Genomic DNA, 16,647 nt, shown 5'->3' on the forward strand with positions numbered 1-16,647 from the left:
ACCATGCGTCATCGTCACGGCCTTCGCAAGCTGAACCGCACCTCTTCCCACCGTCTCGCCATGCTGCGCAACATGACTGTTTCGCTGCTGCGCCACGAAGCCATCAAGACCACCCTGCCGAAAGCCAAGGAACTGCGCCGCGTCGTCGAGCCTATCCTGACCCTGGGCAAGACCGACACGCTGGCCAACAAGCGCCTGGCATTTTCCCGCCTGCGCGACCGCGAAATGGTCGTCAAGCTGTTCGCCGAACTCGGCCCGCGTTATGCAAACCGCAATGGCGGCTACCTGCGCATCCTGAAGATGGGTTTCCGCGTCGGCGACAACGCGCCTATGGCCTTCATCGAACTGGTTGACCGTCCGGAAATCACCGAGGCAGTGGAAGACACCAGCGCCGACTAAGCATGTCGGGGCGCCCCAGGCGCTTTTGACAGGCGTTGTACAATCGAAAGCCAGGCTGATGCCTGGCTTTTGTCATTGAGGCGTTCCAGTAAAAGCAGTTGCGGCCATTGCCGCATCAGAGGAAAAAAATCCGCATGCGAGCATCAGCGATACTTTCAGTCGAAGACCTGCGCAAGACCTACGGCACGGGCGACGACAAGCACACCATCATCGACGGCCTGTCTTTTTCATTGCGTCGCGGCGAATGCTATGGCCTGCTCGGCCCGAACGGCGCAGGCAAGACGACGACCCTGCGGCTGTGCCTGGGACTGACCAAGCCAGACAGCGGCAACGTGACGCTGGTCGGCCGCCCGGTGCCGGACGATGCCCGCGCCGCCCGCGTCAGGGTCGGCGTGGTGCCGCAGGGCGACAATCTCGACCCGGACTTCACGGTGTCCGAAAACCTGCTGGTCTATGGCCGGTATTTCGGGATCGCCGATGCGGTGATCCGCGAGCGCATCCCGCGGCTGCTGGAATTTTCCAACCTGACGGCCAAGAAGGACGCGCGGATCAGCGAACTTTCCGGCGGCATGCGCCGCCGGCTGACGCTGGCGCGGGCGCTGGTCAACGATCCCGACCTGATCTTCATGGACGAACCGACCACCGGCCTCGACCCGCAGGCGCGGCACATGATCTGGGAGCGCCTGAAGGCCCTGCTGGCCGACGGCAAGACCATCCTGCTGACGACGCATTTCATGGACGAAGCCGAGCGCCTGTGCGACCGCCTGGCCGTGATCGACCATGGCAAGATGATCGCCGAAGGCAATCCGCGCGACCTGATCGCCGCGCATATCGAATCGCAGGTCATCGAGGCATACGGCGAGAATGCGCTGTCCTGGGGCGAGTCCACCGGACGCAGGATGGCCGAGCGTTATGAAGTCAGCGGCGAGACCGTATTCTGCTATACCAACGATGCACAGCCCCTGCTGGACAGCCTGGCAACCGTCAGCGGCGTGCGCTACATCCACCGGCCGGCGAATCTGGAAGACCTGTTCCTGAAAATGACCGGCCGTGAAATGAGGGATTGAAATGAGCACTACCGCACTCTATGCGTTGCCGTCTTTTTCGCTGCGCTTCCTGCCGATCTGGCGGCGCAATTTCCTGGTCTGGAAAAAGCTGGCGGTCGCCAGCGTGCTCGGCAATATCGCCGACCCGCTGATCACGCTGATCGCCTTCGGCTACGGCCTAGGCAGCCTGCTCAAGACCGTCGACGGCATACCGTACATCCATTTCCTGGCCTCGGGTTCAATCTGCATGTCGGTGATGATGGCGTCCTCGTTCGAGGCGCTGTATTCGGCGTTTTCGCGGATGCACGTGCAAAAGACCTGGGAAGCGCTGCTGAATGCGCCGCTCGCGCTCGACGACGTGGTGCTGGCCGAGATGCTGTGGGCCGCGACCAAGTCCCTGTTTTCCGGCGTCGCCATCCTGGGCGTGATGTTCCTGCTCGGGATAGGCCTGCATCCGCATACGCTGCTCGCGTTGCCGCTGCTGTTCCTGATCGGCATGACCTTCGCGTCGCTGGGACTGGTCTTCAACGCGATTGCGCAGGGCTATGATTTTTTCACCTACTATTTCACGCTGGTGCTGACGCCGATGATCTTCCTGTCGGGCGTCTACTATCCGGTGGCGCAATTGCCGGGCTGGCTGCAGATCGTCTCCCAGGCCTTGCCGCTGGGCGCCGCCGTCAACCTGGTGCGTCCGCTGATACTCGGGAACTGGCCGGCGACGCCGGTGCAGGATCTGGCGATTTTGGTCATCTACTGCATCGCCGGCTTCTACCTGGCCACGATGCTGACCCGTCGCCGGCTGCTCAAGTAGGCTGCGCCGGAAACTGCCACACGATCGCAAAGGCACATCATGGAACAGGCGCTGCTTGTCCTCACCAATCTGTCCGACGTCGCCAGCGCACGGCAGCTGGCGCGCGCGCTGGTCGAGCAGCGCCTGGCTGCCTGTGTGAACATGCTGCCCGCGGTGCAGTCCATCTATCGCTGGAACGACGCGGTGGAGGAGGCTGCCGAAGTGACGCTACTGATCAAGACCACGACAGCGCGCTATGCGGCGCTTGAGGAAGCCATCCGGTCGCTGCATCCGTATGACTTGCCGGAAGTGATTGCCCTGCCGGTCAGCGCCGGCCTGCCGGCCTACCTGGCGTGGATCGTCAAGGAAACAAGGAAAGAAACCGATGTTTAAGCGTGTATTGCGCCGCGGCCTGTCCATGCCGTCGGCGTTCCTTTCGCTGCTGTCGTTGGCGGCGCTGCTGTCTCTCCTGGCCCTGCTGGCCGGCCTGACGGCGCCGAATGCGCATGCCGAGGAGGATTACCTCGAGCCGGAAGCGGCCTTCCGGTTTTCCAGCCGCATGCTGGACCCGAAAACCATCGAGGTCAGCTACCAGATTGCCGACGGCTACTACATGTACCGGGAGCGCTTTGCCTTCCGGGCGGAAGGCGCGACCCTGGGCGCGCCGGCCATCCCGGCCGGCAAGGTCAAGTTCGACGAGACCTTCCAGAAGGACGTCGAGACTTACCGCAAGCTCGTTGTCGTCACGATACCGGTCGAGGCCGCAGGACCTTTCAGGCTGGTGGCGACCAGCCAGGGCTGCGCCGACAAGGGCCTGTGCTACACGCCGATGGAATCGCAGGCCAGCCTCTCGCCGACCGGCGGCGGCGGCCTGCTGTCGGCGGCGCGCGGCACATCCGGCGCCGCCGGCAGCGCACCCGCCGGCGCGTCCGCTCTGGACGGCGCGGCGCCCGACTCCGAGATGGGTCGCATCGAGTCCTCGCTGAAGAGCGGTCGCCTGCTCGCCATCATGCCGCTGTTCCTGCTGCTGGGACTGGGACTGGCGTTCACGCCCTGCGTGCTGCCGATGGTGCCCATCCTGTCCTTCATCATCGTCGGCGAAGGCGCGAAGGCGACCCGGCTGCGCGGATTCACGCTGTCGGCCGCCTACAGCCTCGGCATGGCCATCGTCTACACCGCGCTGGGCGTGACCGCAGGCCTGCTCGGCGAAGGGCTGTCGGCGGCGCTGCAGACCCCGTGGGTGCTGTCGGCGTTCGCGCTGCTGATGGCGGCGCTGTCGCTGTCGATGTTCGGCGTCTACCAGCTGCAGATGCCGGCGTCGGTGCAAACCCGGCTCAGCCAGTTTTCGGAGCGGCAGACCTCCGGCAAGCTGGCGGGCGTCTTCGTGATGGGCGCGCTGTCGGCGCTGATCGTCGGCCCCTGCGTCGCCGCGCCGCTGGCCGGCGCGCTGCTCTACATCAGCCAGACCCGCGACGTGGTGGTCGGCGGCAGCGCGCTGTTCGCAATGGCCATCGGCATGAGCATTCCGCTGATGATCATCGGGCTGTCGGCCGGTTCGCTGCTGCCGCGCGCCGGTGCCTGGATGAACGCGGTCAAGCGTTTCTTCGGCGTGCTGATGCTGGCCGCGGCGTTGTGGATGGTCGCGCCCGTGCTGCCGGAGTGGCTGCAGATGGCCGGCTGGGCGGCGCTGGGCATAGGCTACGGCGCATGGCTGATCCTGCCGCGCGACGCCCGCTGGGGCGGCAAGCTGGCCGGGCTGCTGTTCCTGATGCTCGGCGCGGTCGAGCTGGCCGGCCTCGCCACCGGCGGCCGCGACCCGCTGGCGCCGCTGGCGCACCTGAGCGGCGACCAGCACACGACCCGCTTCATCCGCGTCAAGTCGCCGGCCGACCTGGACGCTGCGCTGGCGCAGGCCGCCAGCAGCGGCAAGCCGGCGATGCTCGACTTCTATGCCGACTGGTGCGTGTCCTGCAAGGAAATGGAGAAGCTGACGTTCACCGACCCGCGGGTGCGCGCCCGGTTCGACAACATGGTGCTGCTGCAAGCCGACGTCACGGCCAACAATGCCGACGACAAGGCCTTGCTCAAACGCTTCCGGCTGTTCGGCCCGCCGGGCATCATCTTTTTCGGCAAGGACGGCGCGGAGACGCCGGGCGGACGCGTGATCGGCTACCAGGATGCCGACCGTTTCCTCGCGTCCATGGCGGTCGTCGGCCGCTGAAGCGCCCAACCCTGCCGCCGGTAATTTGCATAGTCGGTAAAAATCGTTGGAACACCGGGGGCAGGAGCGCTATAGTTTTCGTCTTAATAACAAAGAAGGAGATCGAGATGAGCTTACGACTTGGCGACACCGCACCGGACTTTGAACAGGATTCCTCCATCGGACGCATCAAGTTCCATGAGTGGGCCGGAGATTCATGGGTGGTGCTGTTCTCCCATCCCGCCGACTTCACGCCGGTCTGCACGACCGAACTCGGGCTGACCGCCAAACTCAAGCCCGAATTCGACAAGCGTAATGTCAAGGCCATCGCGCTGTCGGTCGACCCGGCCGAGAAGCACGTGGACTGGATCAAGGATATCGAAGAGACCCAGAAGACCGTGGTCGGCTTTCCGATTATTGCCGACGCCGACAAGACCGTGTCGACGCTGTACGACATGATCCATCCGGAACAGTCGGAAACGATGACGGTGCGCTCGCTGTTCGTCATCGATCCGAAGAAGAAAGTGCGCCTGATCATCACCTACCCGATGAGCACCGGCCGCAATTTCGATGAAGTGCTGCGGGTCATCGACGCGCTGCAACTGACTGATGGCTACACGGTGGCGACGCCGGGCAACTGGCGCGACGGCGACGACGTGATCATCCCGCTGACCATACAGGACGAGGCGGTGATCAAGCAGAAGTATCCGAAAGGCTACACGGCGGCCAAGCCTTACCTGCGCCTGACGCCGCAGCCGAACAAGTAAAACGCCCTCCGGCGGCACGCCTTTTCGTACAGGCAACAAAAAACGCCCCTCGGGGCGTTTTTCATTTGGGTCGGCCCGGGGTTGGCTTGCGGGCTAGCCGGGCTTGCGCCGGGAATCGACATGCGCCTGCTCGCGCACCTGGTCTTCCAGGTAGCGCCGGCGGCGGAAGAAGAACAGCAGCACTGCGACCATCACCACCATCGCACCCATGGTGATCCAGAAGCCCGCGCGGTCTTTCAATAGGGGCATTACTTCGAAATTCATGCCGAAGATGCCGGTGATCAGCGTCAGCGGCATGAACAGCGCGGTGATCACGGTCAGCGTGCGCATGATCTCGCTGGTCCGGTGCGCCATCGCGGCAAAATGGATCTGCACCGCCGACTCGATCGACGACTCGAGCCGGCGCGCGTGGTTGAGCACGCGGGTGATGTGCTCCATCACGTCGTTGATGCGCACCAGCAACAGGTCGCTGGCGCGGCTGTTGTCCTGGCCATGGAAGGTGTCGACGAAATGGTCGCGCAATTCCTGCAGCGCATCATGCTGTTCCTCGCAGAGATGATCGAGCTTGCGCAGTTCGATGCGCGCATCGAGCAGCGCGAGCCAGTCGTTGAACGGACGCTGGGTATTGAGCAGCGCGCGCTGCCAGCGGTCGATCTGCAGCGACAGCGGCTGGCGCAGGTCGAGATACTGGTCGACCATCGCGTTGAGCAGCCGCAGCATCAGTTCGCGCGGCGAAGAAGGCGGGCGGCCGCTATGGTTGTTGCCATTGGCCTTGGGGCGGTATTCCAGCAGCCGGGTGCGCGCGCTTTCTATCGTGCGGCTGTGCGATGCCCTGACGGTGACCAGCGCACTGTCCATCACGACGAAGGTGACAGGCCGGGTGGCGAGTTTGGTCACGTTGGCGGAGACCTTGGCCTGCTCGGCATTGGCGGCTGACTCGCCATTCAGCGCAAGCTTGCGGAACACCACCATTTCGTAGTCCTGCGTGGAATCGAAATAGGACGGGTGGCGCACGTTGACGGCGTCGGTCAGGTGGGGGTCGTACAGGTGGACGCCGGTGACACGCTCGACGGCTGCGCGCCAGGCCTCGGGAGCGGCGACCACTTCCTCGTGCGTCGCATCCAGCCACAGGAAACCCTGCTGCGGCTGGGCGGCGGGCACTTCGTCGAGAAGGCGTACCTGCGTGTCGGTAATCAGGAAAATATCCATGCAGGCGGCGCCGGTCGATCAGGGATTGTGCTTCAGGCGCCGCGCCACATCGAGCGCGAAATAGGTCAGCACGCCGTCGGCGCCAGCCCGCTTGAATGCCATGATGGATTCCATCATGGTCTTGTCATGGTCCAGCCAGCCATTCTGGGCGGCCGCCTGGATCATCGCGTACTCGCCGCTGACCTGGTAGGCGAAGGTCGGCACCCGGAACTCGTCCTTCACCCGCCGCACGATGTCGAGGTAAGGCATGCCGGGCTTGACCATCACCATGTCCGCGCCCTCGGCCAGGTCAAGCGCGACTTCGCGCAGCGCCTCGTCGCTGTTGGCGGGGTCCATCTGGTAGGTCGCCTTGTTGGCCTTGCCCAGCGTCGCCGACGAGCCGACCGCGTCCCGGAACGGGCCGTAGAAGGCCGAAGCATACTTGGCCGAATACGCCATGATGCGGGTGTGGATGTAGTGGTGCGACTCCAGCGCGCTGCGGATCGCGCCGATGCGGCCGTCCATCATGTCCGACGGCGCCACGATGTCGACGCCGGCCTCGGCCTGCGTGAGCGCCTGGCGCACCAGGATGCTGGTGGTCTCGTCGTTCAGCACGTAGCCGTCATTGCTGAGCACGCCGTCCTGGCCGTGGCTGGTGTACGGGTCCAGCGCCACGTCGGTCAGCAGGCCGAGTTCGGGGAAGCGCTGCTTGAGTTCGCGCACCGCGCGCGGGATCAGGCCTTTCGGATTGGTCGCCTCGATGCCGTCCGGGGTTTTCAGCGCCGGATTGATGACCGGGAACAGCGCCATCACCGGGATGCCGAGCGCGACGCATTCTTCCGCCACGCCGATCAGGTGGTCGATGGACATCCGCTCGACGCCGGGCATCGACGACACCTTTTCGCACTGGTTCTTTCCGTCAAGCAGGAATACCGGGTAGATCAGGTCGGCTGGGGTGATGACATTCTCGCGCATCATCGCGCGGGAAAACGCATCCTTGCGCATGCGGCGCATCCGGATGGCGGGAAACTGCGGTGGTAGCGGGTTTTGGGCCATGGCTGTTCTCGGAAGAAATCTCGATAGAAGGGTAAAAGAATTTGAAACTTTTCGCAGCGATGCATCTCATACCGACAGGTGCATCAAGTGCCTCCCGCTTCTCCTCCCTGAGCGGGGCCTTTCGTTCTGAACGATAAGGCGTTACTACCCTGGAGATACTCCCCTTTCTCCAGGGTTTTTTTATGCCTGCGCTGCGTCATCCGCGGCTTGCGGCGCATCCGGCAAATCCGGCGCGGCCTGTTCCGGCGCCGGCAGGTTCAGTCCCAGCAAGGTTTCGATACGGTCGGTCGCCTCGTCCAGGCCGGTGCGCTTGAGCGCGGAAAACAGCTGCACGGTGAACGGGCAGGGACTGCCGTCCTCCATCACGTAGCTGGCCAGGATGGTCTGCGCCTGCCGCAGCGCGTTGGTCGCGTCGTTGCGGTTGAGCTTGTCGGACTTGGTCAGGATGCAATGGATGGGCTTGCCGGTCGGCGCAAACCATTCGAGCATCTGGATGTCCAGTTCCGTGAACGGGCGGCGCGAATCGACGATCAGCACCAGCGCGGCCAGCTGCGCGCGCCGCTGCACATAGTCGCCCAGCAGCGCCTGCCAGTGGAGCTTCGCGTTGCCCGAGACTTCGGCGTAGCCATAACCGGGAAGGTCGACCAGCAGGCCGCGGATTTCATCGACCCGGGTCTCGTCCTTGCGATGCTGGCCGACATGCGCGCCGCCGATGGAAAAATAATTGATATGCTGCGTGCGGCCCGGCGTCTTCGATGCGAAGGCCAGTTTTTTCTGGTTGCACAATACGTTGATGGCCGTCGATTTGCCGGCGTTGGAGCGGCCGGCGAACGCGATCTCGGGGACTTGCGTCCCGGGCAGATCGCGCAGGTGATTGACGGTGGTGAAGAAGCGTGCCTGCCAGAGTTGGGACATGGTTTGTACAGAAAATGCTGCTGGAGAGGCGAAAAGCCGGAAAGCTATTGTACAATAAGGGGTTAAATGCTGCCTCTCCAACAGGTTTTTGAAATGTTCGCAAGCACTGTTGGCGACAGCGCAAAATCTAAAATCAAGCCTCAGGGTGTCTGAATGAATCGTGCGTTTCTACCGTTTGCAAAATCCTTGTTCGTTGCATTGCTCGCCGTGTCTTCCATAGCCAGCGCAGCGGAAGAAGCCAAAGTCGTCAAGGCTGATCCTGCAAAGGGTGAAACCATCTTTACCAACGGCGACACGTCCCGCAATATCCCGGCATGCGTTTCCTGCCACGGCGCCGCCGGCAATTCCACCATCGTCCAGAACCCCAAGCTGTCGGCCCAGCACGAGCCGTACACCTACAAGCAGTTGATGAACTTCCGCACGCCGGAACGCAACAATCCCATCATGTCGCCGATTTCCAAGGCGCTGACGGAACAGGACATGCACAATATCGCCGCCTGGCTGGACAAGCAGCAGCCCAAGCCGGGCGCGGCCAAGAACAAGGCCAGCATCGACCTTGGCAAGAAGATCTACCGCGGCGGCATCGCGGAGAAGAACGTGCCGGCATGCGCTAGCTGCCACGGCGCGAGCGGCGCAGGCATCCCGGCGCAATTTGCCCGGCTGGCCGGCCAGCACCAGGAATACACCGGCGCGCAGCTGACCGCCTTCCGCGCAGGCACCCGCAACAACAGCGCCCAGATGACCACCATCGCCAAGCGCCTGTCCGACGACGAGATCGCCGCGGTATCGGACTACATTGCCGGTCTGAAATAAAACAAAAAACAAGAAGGCATGCATGCGGGGGTGGCCAAGGCTGCCCCTTTTGTTTTTATAACGCGTTGACGCGCGCAGCGCGCAAGCGGAAATGAACCGACCGACATGAGCACGAGCACCGCAGGCATACAACTGAAGACCGAACGGCGTGCGCTGGCCAGCGCCATCGAACTGCTGTCGTCGATGCGTTTTGCGATCAGCCTGCTTTCCGTGCTGGCGATTGCGTCGGTGATCGGCACCGTGCTGAAGCAGAACGAGCCGATGCCCAATTACGTCAACCAGTTCGGCCCGTTCTGGTTCGACGTGTTCGGCAAGCTGGGCCTTTACTCGGTGTATTCGGCCTGGTGGTTCCTGCTGATCCTGGCATTCCTGGTCATGTCGACCTCGCTGTGCATCGTGCGCAATGCGCCGCGCATGCTGGCCGACATGCGCAGCTGGCGCGAGAACGTGCGCGAACAGTCGCTGCGCAATTTCCATCACAAGGCCGAATGGCATGATGCGCAGGACCAGGCGCAGCTGGTGCGGCAAACGGCCGAGCGGATAAGTGCGCATGGCTACCGGGTCAAGGTCGTGCAGAAGGAGCAGGCGACGCTGATCACCGCCAAGAAGGGCGCCGCCAACAAGTGGGGCTATATCTTCGCCCACAGCGCAATCGTCATCATCTGCGTCGGTGGCCTGCTCGATTCCGACCTCAGCATCCGCTTCCAGGAATGGGCCTACGGCAAGACGCCGTTTGCCGGCAATGGCGTGATCGCCCAGATTCCGGCGCAGCACCGGCTGGGCCTGGGCAACCCGACTTTCCGCGGCAACATGCTCATTCCCGAGGGCGGCACCAGCGCCACCGCCATCATCGCGCGGCAGAATGGCGTGCTGATCCAGGACCTGCCGTTCACCGTCAAGCTGAACCGCTTCATCATCGACTTCTATTCGACCGGCATGCCCAAGCTGTTCGCCAGCGAAGTCCAGGTGACCGACCATGTAACCGGCGAAACCTTCCCGGCGACGATCAAGGTCAACCAGCCGCTGATCTACAAGGGCCTCGCGCTCTACCAGTCCAGTTTCGAGGATGGCGGCACCAAGCTCAAGCTGGCGGGTTACCCGATGACCGGGCCGCTTGCCGCCGGCTTCAAGCTCGAAGGCGAAGTCGGCGGATCGACGCCGCTCACGGGCAGCCAGTCGGGCGAATATACGGTGGAGTGGTCGGGTTTCCGTCCGTTCAATGTCGAGAACATGGCCCAGAGCGGACAGGACCTGCGCGCCGTCACCAAGAACAAGTCGCTGGCCGACAGCCTGCAGCAGCAGCTCGGCTCGGCGGGCAAGGGCACCAACACCAAGGACCTGAAAAACGTCGGCCCCAGCGTGCAGTACAAGCTGCGCGACAAGACCGGACAGGCGCGGGAATTCCACAACTACATGCAGCCGGTGCTGGCCGATGGCGCCTGGGTCTACCTGTCCGGCGTGCGCGAAAACCCGAACGAGCCGTTCCGCTACCTGCGCATCCCGGCCGACGACAACGACTCGGTCGCCGAGTGGATGCGGCTGCGCGCGGCGATCCAGAACCCGGCGCTGCGGGCGCAGGCTGCCGAACGCTATGCGGCGCGCGCGATGCCGGGCAGCAGCGAGACGGTCCGCACGCAGCTCAAGGAATCGGCGCAGAAAGGCATGGACATTTTCGCCGGAAACACGACCGAATCCGGCTATGTCGCGGTGGCCCGTTTCCTGGAGCGGGTGCCGGCGGCAGAGCAGGAAAAGGCCGCCGACATCTTCATGAAGATACTCAACGGCGGCATGTGGGAACTGTGGCAGGTGGCGCGCGAGAAAGACGGCCTGAAGCCGGTCGACAGCGACGAAAAGCATGCGCGTTTCCTGCAACTGGCGACGAACGCATATGCCGATGCCTTCTTCTACGGCGCGCCGGTCTACATGAACCTGGACGGCTTCGACGAGATCAAGGCATCGGTGCTGCAGGTCACGCGCTCGCCGGGCAAGAACGTGGTCTACCTGGGCTGCCTGTTTCTGGTGCTGGGCGTGTTCGCGATGCTGTACATCCGCGAGCGCCGGGTCTGGGTATGGGTCAGGAATGCCGAAGACGGCAGGGCGCATGCGCTGATGGCGATGAGCACCCAGCGCCGCAGCCTGGACTTCGACAAGGAATTTGATACGCTGAAGACAGGGCTGCTGCACGGGCAGGACCGCTAGCCGCAGGCTCACAGGCGAGCCTGCGCACGGCGCAAGCGGCGGGCCGGCACTATCCACTATACTTGCCGCCTGCCCAGGAACATTGCACCAAGGTGCTGCCGACGACGCGGCACAACCGGAGAAACCGCATGGAACTCACCCAACAAGGCAACGTTGCCTACACCCGCCCGGCCGGATTCTTCCGGCGGCTCACCGTCATCGACTGGCTGTACGCGCTGGCCTTGCTTGCCGGTGCGCTGTTCGCGCTGAATCGCTATGGCCATCACATGGACTATTACGAGCAGGCCATCCTGGTGCTGGCCGCGCCGACCTTTGCCTGGCTGGGCTGGCACTGGAAGTCGGTGCGATGGCTGATGCCGCTGCTGGCCTTGCTGTCGCTGTCGGCGATCTCGATGTATGCCGGCTCGCTGGACATGGCCAACACCAAATTCTTCCTGAAGTACATGCTGTCGAGCCAGTCGGCCATCCTGTGGATGAGCACGCTGTTCTTCCTGTCGACGCTGTTCTACTGGGGCGGGCTGATTGCCCGTTCGGACTTCGGCGCCGCCATCGGCAGCAAGCTGTGCTGGGCCGCCGTGGTGCTGGGATTCACCGGCATGCTGGTGCGCTGGTACGAGTCCTACCTGGTCGGTGCGGATGTCGGCCACATCCCGGTTTCGAACCTGTACGAAGTCTTCATCCTGTTCTGCATGATCACCGCGCTGTTCTACCTGTACTACGAACAACGATATGCAACCCGTCAGCTGGGCGCCTTCGTCATGCTGATCGTCTCGGCCGCGGTCGGCTTCCTGCTGTGGTACACGGTCACCCGCAATGCGGCCGAGATCCAGCCGCTGGTGCCTGCGCTGCAAAGCTGGTGGATGAAGATCCACGTGCCGGCGAACTTCATCGGCTACGGCACGTTTGCGCTGGCCGCGATGGTGGGCGTGGCTTACCTGTGCAAGTCGAATGGCATCCTGGCCGACCGGCTGCCGTCGCTCGAGCTGCTGGACGACGTGATGTACAAGTCGATCGCGGTCGGCTTTGCCTTCTTCACCATCGCCACCATTCTCGGCGGCCTGTGGGCGGCCGAAGCGTGGGGCGGCTACTGGTCATGGGATCCGAAGGAAACCTGGGCGCTGATCGTCTGGCTGAACTATGCAGCCTGGCTGCACATGCGGCTGATGAAGGGCTTGCGCGGCCAGATCGCCGCTTGGTGGTCGGTAGTCGGCCTCTTGGTGACGACATTTGCTTTCCTTGGCGTCAACATGTTCCTGTCCGGCCTGCATTCCTACGGCGAACTGTAGGGCGCGATTTCCGCAAGACCGGGGCACAGCGGCTGCGTCGATTTTGGTGTACTGTGCTCCAGTCGAAAAACAGACTCCGGAGCAACAAACATGCTGATCAAACGCGGCCCCAACGGCATCGACCTGCCGTATTCGTCCGAAATCACGCCGCGCGAGGTGTTCGAGTCGCGCCGCACCTTTATCCGCCAGATGGCGGTCGGCTCCATCGCCGGCGGGGCGCTGCTGGAAATGGTCAACCGCGAAGCGTTCGCGCAGGCCGGGCAAAAGCTCGCTGCCAAGCCCAATCCGGCCTTCGTGGTGATGGACAAGCAGACCTCGTTCAAGGATGCCAGCACCTACAACAACTACTACGAGTTCGGCACCGACAAGGCCGATCCGGCCCGCAATGCCGGCACGCTGAAAACCCGGCCGTGGACGCTTGCGATCGAGGGCGAGGTCAAGAAGCCGATGACGCTGGACCTCGACAGCCTGATGAAGCTGGCGCCGCTGGAAGAACGGGTCTACCGGCTGCGGTGCGTCGAAGGCTGGTCGATGGTGGTGCCCTGGGTCGGCTACTCGCTTTCCGAACTGATCAAGAAGGCCGAGCCGACCGGCGACGCCAAGTACGTCGAGTTCGTCACGCTGGCCGACAAGGCGCAGATGCCCGGCCTCGGCAGCCCGGTGCTGAAATGGCCGTATGTCGAAGGCTTGCGCATGGACGAAGCGATGCATCCGCTGACGCTCCTCACCGTGGGCATGTACGGCGAAGTCCTGCCCAACCAGAACGGCGCGCCGGTGCGCATCGTGGTGCCCTGGAAATATGGCTTCAAGTCGGCCAAGTCCATCGTCAAGGTGCGCTTCACCAAGGAGCAGCCGAAAACCGCGTGGAACCTGGCGGCCGCATCCGAATACGGCTTTTATTCCAACGTCAATCCCGAGGTCGACCATCCGCGCTGGTCGCAGGCCAGCGAGCGCCGCATCGGCGAGGACGGGCTGTTTGCGAAGAAGCGCAAGACGCTGATGTTCAACGGCTATAACGAGGTCGCCAGCCTGTACACCGGCATGGACCTGCGAAAACTGTTCTAATGGCGACCTCGCTGTCGAGCCTGAATCCGGCGCAGCTGCGGCGCCTGAAGGTCGTGCTCTTCATCGTCGCGACGCTGCCTTTCCTGCGGCTGGTGGTGTACACGATCAATGACTGGCTGGGCGCCAATCCGGTCGAATTCATTACCCGCAATACCGGGGACTGGACGCTGTATTTCCTGTGCATCACGCTGGCGGTGACGCCGCTGCGGCGGCTGACCGGGTGGAACTGGCTGATCCGGCTGCGGCGCATGATCGGCCTGTTCGCGTTCTTTTACGCGGCGCTGCACTTCATGACGTTTCTCTGGTTCGACCATTTCTTCGATGTCGCGGAAATGCTGAAGGACGTGGTCAAGCGGCCTTTCATCACCGTGGGATTCACCGCGTTCGTCCTCCTGATCCCGCTGGCGGCGACCAGCACCAATGCAATGATCAAGCGGCTGGGCGGCAAGCGCTGGCAGTGGCTGCACCGGCTGATCTACCTGGTCGCGCCATTGGGTATCCTGCATTACTGGTGGATGAAGGCCGGCAAGAACGATTTCTCGCAGCCCATCCTGTTCGGCCTGATCGTCGCGGCGCTGCTGCTGGCGCGGGTGTACTGGCGGTTCGGCCAGCGCGCCGCCGCCAGGTCGCCGGCGGCAGGATAGGCAATCCGCCTGTCCTGCCGACCTTTGGCAAGGCAGCTTCCTACACATCCCAGGGCATCGCGTCCCGGATGAGACCGATGCTTCCGATGCGTCTGCGCGCCTCGTAGGGTGTAATAAGCGCAGCGCATTACACCGTTCGTTGCGAACAGGCGATGGTCGTTGATTGGCCAGTGGTGTAATGCGCTTGCGCTTATTACACCCTACGTCCACCCTCCGGAGTTTCATCGCACCTTCTGAAACGGAATTGGTGTTAAACCTTTCCCGCCGCGCTAGAACGCGGTCCGCACGCCCACGATCAGGTTGCGCCCAGGCTGCGGCACCTCGTCCTTCAGGACCGATGTCGAATAACGGATGTCCTGGTTCAGCAGGTTCCTGCCTATCAGGAACCAGGTCACGTCATAGCGGCCGAGGCTCTGCGTGTACGCCACGCTGGCGTCGAGCTGGGTATAAGCGGGCGTGGCGCTGGTCTCGAAGACGGCCAGCCTGTCCTGCCGCAATGCGCGCAGCACGGTCATGCTGCCGCGCCACGGACCCTGCCGGTAATTGACGTCGACGCCGGCCCGGCTGGCCGGCTGCAGCGGCAGGTTGCCGGCATTCTCCAGCGTGCCGCGGGAAGTGTCGGCGAACACACGGCCGGACCAGCCTGCGCCGCGCGGATTGTAGGAAATCTCGGCTTCGGCGCCGCGTATCGTGGCGTCGCCCTGGCGGAAGATGCGCTCGTTGAATTCGCCGCCGGCAGTGCCGCTGGCGTCCACCTGGGCGCCGGTGATGTCGCCATAGACGAAATTCTTGACGCGGTTATAGAACAGGTTGGCTTTCCAGCGCACCAGGCCGTCGGTCTTTTGCAGGCTGAGTTCGAGATTGCGCGACGTTTCGCGCGCGAAGTCCTGGTCGCCGATGTCATAGGTGCCGGTCGCCTCGTGCGGTCCGCGCGAATAGAGTTCTTCGGTCGACGGCGCGCGCTGCGCCAGCGACCCGGTCAGGCCGAGGCCGTAGCCCGGCTGGAATGCCCACAGGCCGCCGATCGAACCGGAACCAAGGTTGAAGCGGCGGTCGCGCAGGTTGTCCGGCTCGCGCTTGACCGACTCCAGCCGGGCGCCGGCGCTCAGGCGCACCGGGCCGACATCCTTTTCCTCCACCAGGAAGCCGGCGACGGTATTGGACCGGGTTGCCGGCACGGTAGCGCCGCTGCCGTCGGCGGCCAGCGCCGAAAACCGTTCGTTGTTGGCCTGCATGCCCAGCGTGCCGCGCCAGCCGGCAAGGCGCTCATGCGTCAGTTCCAGCCGTGTTTCCAGCGCCCTGTTCTTGAAATTGGTTTGCGGCACGCCCTCGGCGTCGAGTTCGTCATGCCGGTAATCGGTGTATCCCATACGTAGACGAACACTTTCAACGCCGGCGAAGGGCTTGCGGACCAGGCCGTCGATGTCATAGCGATTCTGGTGCATGTCGATCTGGGCCTGCTCCTCGGTCGGGATGCCATAGCGCTTGTCCAGCGTGGATGCCGACGCGCCGATGTAGCCCCAGGACTGGACGGTGGAGAGGCCGAAGCCGACATTGTTCTGCCGGGCAAAGGAATTCGGCAGCCGGCCTGACGCGGATGCCGGATCGTCCTGTACCGCGTTGCCGGGTATCCGGTAGTCGATTGCGTTGCGCACATCACCGTCGACATGCAGGCCGACCGCGCCGGCGGCGCCGTCCAGCGACAGCGACAGGCTCTTGGACTGGTCGACGCTGCCGTAGCGCACTTCGGCTTCGCCGGTAGGCGCCGGCGCGAGGCTGGTTGGAATGCGGTCGTTGATCACATTGACCAGCCCGCCTATCGCACCTGAACCATAGAGCAGGGCAGCCGGGCCGCGCAGGATCTCGATCTGGCGTGCGGTTGCCGTCTCGGTCGCCACTGCATGGTCGTTCGACAGCGTCGAGACGTCGGATAACGACATGCCGTTTTGCAGCATCTTCACGCGGGCGCCGTCCAGGCCGCGGATGATGGGCCGCGACGCCCCGGCGCCGAATGCGGAGCCGGACACGCCCAGTTCATGGGACAGCGTCTCGCCCAGCGTGGCGGCCTGGCGGTCGCGCAGTTCGTCGCCGGACACGACGCGGGCAGGCGTCAGGATCTGCTCGCCTGCGCTGCCGGCCAGCGGGCTGGTGGTGACGACGACTTCGGGCAGCGCATCGGCCGCATGGACGGTGTGTGCGGATTGGGCATAGGCGACGCAAGCGAGCAGGACGGCGCGCGCCATGGTGGAACGTTGGAATTGCATGGTTTTTCCTGAAAA

Annotated in this window: 15 protein-coding genes; 11 read left to right on the plus strand and 4 right to left on the minus strand. The window is 63.6% G+C overall.

Annotated elements, in window-relative coordinates; genetic code table 11:
• The first annotated feature begins 3 nt into the window (after window positions 1-3).
• The 6 genes from rplQ (at window position 4) to QOL82_RS06615 (ending at window position 5,202) form a co-directional block, all read left to right on the plus strand.
• Window positions 4-399, plus strand: a complete 396-nt coding sequence (rplQ, locus tag QOL82_RS06590; protein WP_283441451.1) for a 50S ribosomal protein L17 — start codon at window positions 4-6, stop codon at window positions 397-399.
• A 134-nt stretch (window positions 400-533) separates the two neighbouring features.
• Window positions 534-1,466 (plus strand): ATP-binding cassette domain-containing protein, encoded by a 933-nt coding sequence (locus tag QOL82_RS06595; RefSeq protein ID WP_283441452.1) that lies wholly within the window; start codon window positions 534-536, stop codon window positions 1,464-1,466.
• A gap of 1 nt (window position 1,467) precedes the next feature.
• Window positions 1,468-2,256 (plus strand): ABC transporter permease, encoded by a 789-nt coding sequence (locus QOL82_RS06600; protein WP_283441453.1) that lies wholly within the window; start codon window positions 1,468-1,470, stop codon window positions 2,254-2,256.
• 39 nt (window positions 2,257-2,295) lie between these two features.
• Window positions 2,296-2,628 carry a divalent-cation tolerance protein CutA gene (gene cutA / locus QOL82_RS06605; RefSeq protein WP_283441454.1) on the plus strand — a complete coding sequence of 111 codons (333 nt, stop codon included), beginning with the start codon at window positions 2,296-2,298 and terminating at the stop codon, window positions 2,626-2,628.
• A complete protein-coding gene (dsbD, locus tag QOL82_RS06610; RefSeq protein WP_430438449.1) occupies window positions 2,621-4,456 on the plus strand; it encodes a protein-disulfide reductase DsbD in 1,836 nt (611 codons plus the stop codon). The genes cutA and dsbD overlap by 8 nt, the downstream gene beginning before the upstream one ends.
• A gap of 107 nt (window positions 4,457-4,563) precedes the next feature.
• A complete protein-coding gene (locus QOL82_RS06615) occupies window positions 4,564-5,202 on the plus strand; it encodes a peroxiredoxin (protein WP_283441455.1) in 639 nt (212 codons plus the stop codon).
• 93 nt (window positions 5,203-5,295) lie between these two features.
• On the opposite strand, the gene QOL82_RS06620 is transcribed toward QOL82_RS06615, so the two are convergent.
• From QOL82_RS06620 to yihA, 3 genes are all read right to left on the minus strand, one after another.
• The gene (locus tag QOL82_RS06620) at window positions 5,296-6,411 is read right to left on the minus strand and encodes a magnesium transporter CorA family protein (protein ID WP_283441456.1); all 1,116 of its coding nucleotides are present in this window, start codon (window positions 6,409-6,411) and stop codon (window positions 5,296-5,298) included.
• A gap of 18 nt (window positions 6,412-6,429) precedes the next feature.
• Window positions 6,430-7,446, minus strand: coding sequence for a porphobilinogen synthase (hemB, locus tag QOL82_RS06625; protein ID WP_283441457.1), 1,017 nt, complete (start codon window positions 7,444-7,446; stop codon window positions 6,430-6,432).
• Window positions 7,447-7,626: 180 nt separating this feature from the next.
• A complete protein-coding gene (yihA, locus tag QOL82_RS06630) occupies window positions 7,627-8,361 on the minus strand; it encodes a ribosome biogenesis GTP-binding protein YihA/YsxC (RefSeq protein ID WP_283441458.1) in 735 nt (244 codons plus the stop codon).
• Between the two features lie 153 nt (window positions 8,362-8,514).
• Here yihA and QOL82_RS06635 point away from each other — a divergent pair, with 153 nt between their 5' ends.
• The 5 genes from QOL82_RS06635 (at window position 8,515) to msrQ (ending at window position 14,368) form a co-directional block, all read left to right on the plus strand.
• Entirely contained in the window at window positions 8,515-9,174 is a 660-nt protein-coding gene (locus QOL82_RS06635; protein ID WP_283441459.1) for a c-type cytochrome, read from the plus strand.
• Window positions 9,175-9,279: 105 nt separating this feature from the next.
• Window positions 9,280-11,373, plus strand: coding sequence for a cytochrome c biogenesis protein ResB (locus tag QOL82_RS06640; RefSeq protein WP_283441460.1), 2,094 nt, complete (start codon window positions 9,280-9,282; stop codon window positions 11,371-11,373).
• 128 nt (window positions 11,374-11,501) lie between these two features.
• A complete protein-coding gene (ccsB, locus tag QOL82_RS06645; protein ID WP_283441461.1) occupies window positions 11,502-12,659 on the plus strand; it encodes a c-type cytochrome biogenesis protein CcsB in 1,158 nt (385 codons plus the stop codon).
• 90 nt (window positions 12,660-12,749) lie between these two features.
• Window positions 12,750-13,724 (plus strand): protein-methionine-sulfoxide reductase catalytic subunit MsrP, encoded by a 975-nt coding sequence (gene msrP, locus QOL82_RS06650; protein WP_283441462.1) that lies wholly within the window; start codon window positions 12,750-12,752, stop codon window positions 13,722-13,724.
• A complete protein-coding gene (gene msrQ, locus QOL82_RS06655; protein WP_283441463.1) occupies window positions 13,724-14,368 on the plus strand; it encodes a protein-methionine-sulfoxide reductase heme-binding subunit MsrQ in 645 nt (214 codons plus the stop codon). The genes msrP and msrQ overlap by 1 nt, the downstream gene beginning before the upstream one ends.
• 269 nt (window positions 14,369-14,637) lie before the next feature.
• Here the strand turns inward: msrQ and QOL82_RS06660 are convergent, their stop codons facing one another.
• The gene (locus tag QOL82_RS06660; protein WP_283441464.1) at window positions 14,638-16,632 is read right to left on the minus strand and encodes a TonB-dependent receptor; all 1,995 of its coding nucleotides are present in this window, start codon (window positions 16,630-16,632) and stop codon (window positions 14,638-14,640) included.
• Window positions 16,633-16,647: the final 15 nt, after the last annotated feature.

Origin of the sequence: Noviherbaspirillum suwonense, assembly GCF_900182955.1 — a bacterium.
Taxonomy (GTDB): Bacteria; Pseudomonadota; Gammaproteobacteria; order Burkholderiales; family Burkholderiaceae_D; genus Noviherbaspirillum_A; species Noviherbaspirillum_A suwonense.

Bases quoted from the DNA above. Each gene is read 5' to 3' on its own strand.
- QOL82_RS06660 (WP_283441464.1), bottom strand. From the start codon at position 16,632: ATGCAATTCCAACGTTCCACCATGGCGCGCGCCGTCCTGCTCGCTTGC.
- QOL82_RS06620 (WP_283441456.1), bottom strand. From the start codon at position 6,411: ATGGATATTTTCCTGATTACCGACACGCAGGTACGCCTTCTCGACGAA.
- ccsB (WP_283441461.1), top strand. From the start codon at position 11,502: ATGGAACTCACCCAACAAGGCAACGTTGCCTACACCCGCCCGGCCGGA.
- cutA (WP_283441454.1), top strand. From the start codon at position 2,296: ATGGAACAGGCGCTGCTTGTCCTCACCAATCTGTCCGACGTCGCCAGC.
- dsbD (WP_430438449.1), top strand. From the start codon at position 2,621: ATGTTTAAGCGTGTATTGCGCCGCGGCCTGTCCATGCCGTCGGCGTTC.
- msrP (WP_283441462.1), top strand. From the start codon at position 12,750: ATGCTGATCAAACGCGGCCCCAACGGCATCGACCTGCCGTATTCGTCC.
- msrQ (WP_283441463.1), top strand. From the start codon at position 13,724: ATGGCGACCTCGCTGTCGAGCCTGAATCCGGCGCAGCTGCGGCGCCTG.
- hemB (WP_283441457.1), bottom strand. From the start codon at position 7,446: ATGGCCCAAAACCCGCTACCACCGCAGTTTCCCGCCATCCGGATGCGC.
- QOL82_RS06600 (WP_283441453.1), top strand. From the start codon at position 1,468: ATGAGCACTACCGCACTCTATGCGTTGCCGTCTTTTTCGCTGCGCTTC.
- QOL82_RS06595 (WP_283441452.1), top strand. From the start codon at position 534: ATGCGAGCATCAGCGATACTTTCAGTCGAAGACCTGCGCAAGACCTAC.
- QOL82_RS06635 (WP_283441459.1), top strand. From the start codon at position 8,515: ATGAATCGTGCGTTTCTACCGTTTGCAAAATCCTTGTTCGTTGCATTG.
- QOL82_RS06615 (WP_283441455.1), top strand. From the start codon at position 4,564: ATGAGCTTACGACTTGGCGACACCGCACCGGACTTTGAACAGGATTCC.
- yihA (WP_283441458.1), bottom strand. From the start codon at position 8,361: ATGTCCCAACTCTGGCAGGCACGCTTCTTCACCACCGTCAATCACCTG.
- rplQ (WP_283441451.1), top strand. From the start codon at position 4: ATGCGTCATCGTCACGGCCTTCGCAAGCTGAACCGCACCTCTTCCCAC.
- QOL82_RS06640 (WP_283441460.1), top strand. From the start codon at position 9,280: ATGAGCACGAGCACCGCAGGCATACAACTGAAGACCGAACGGCGTGCG.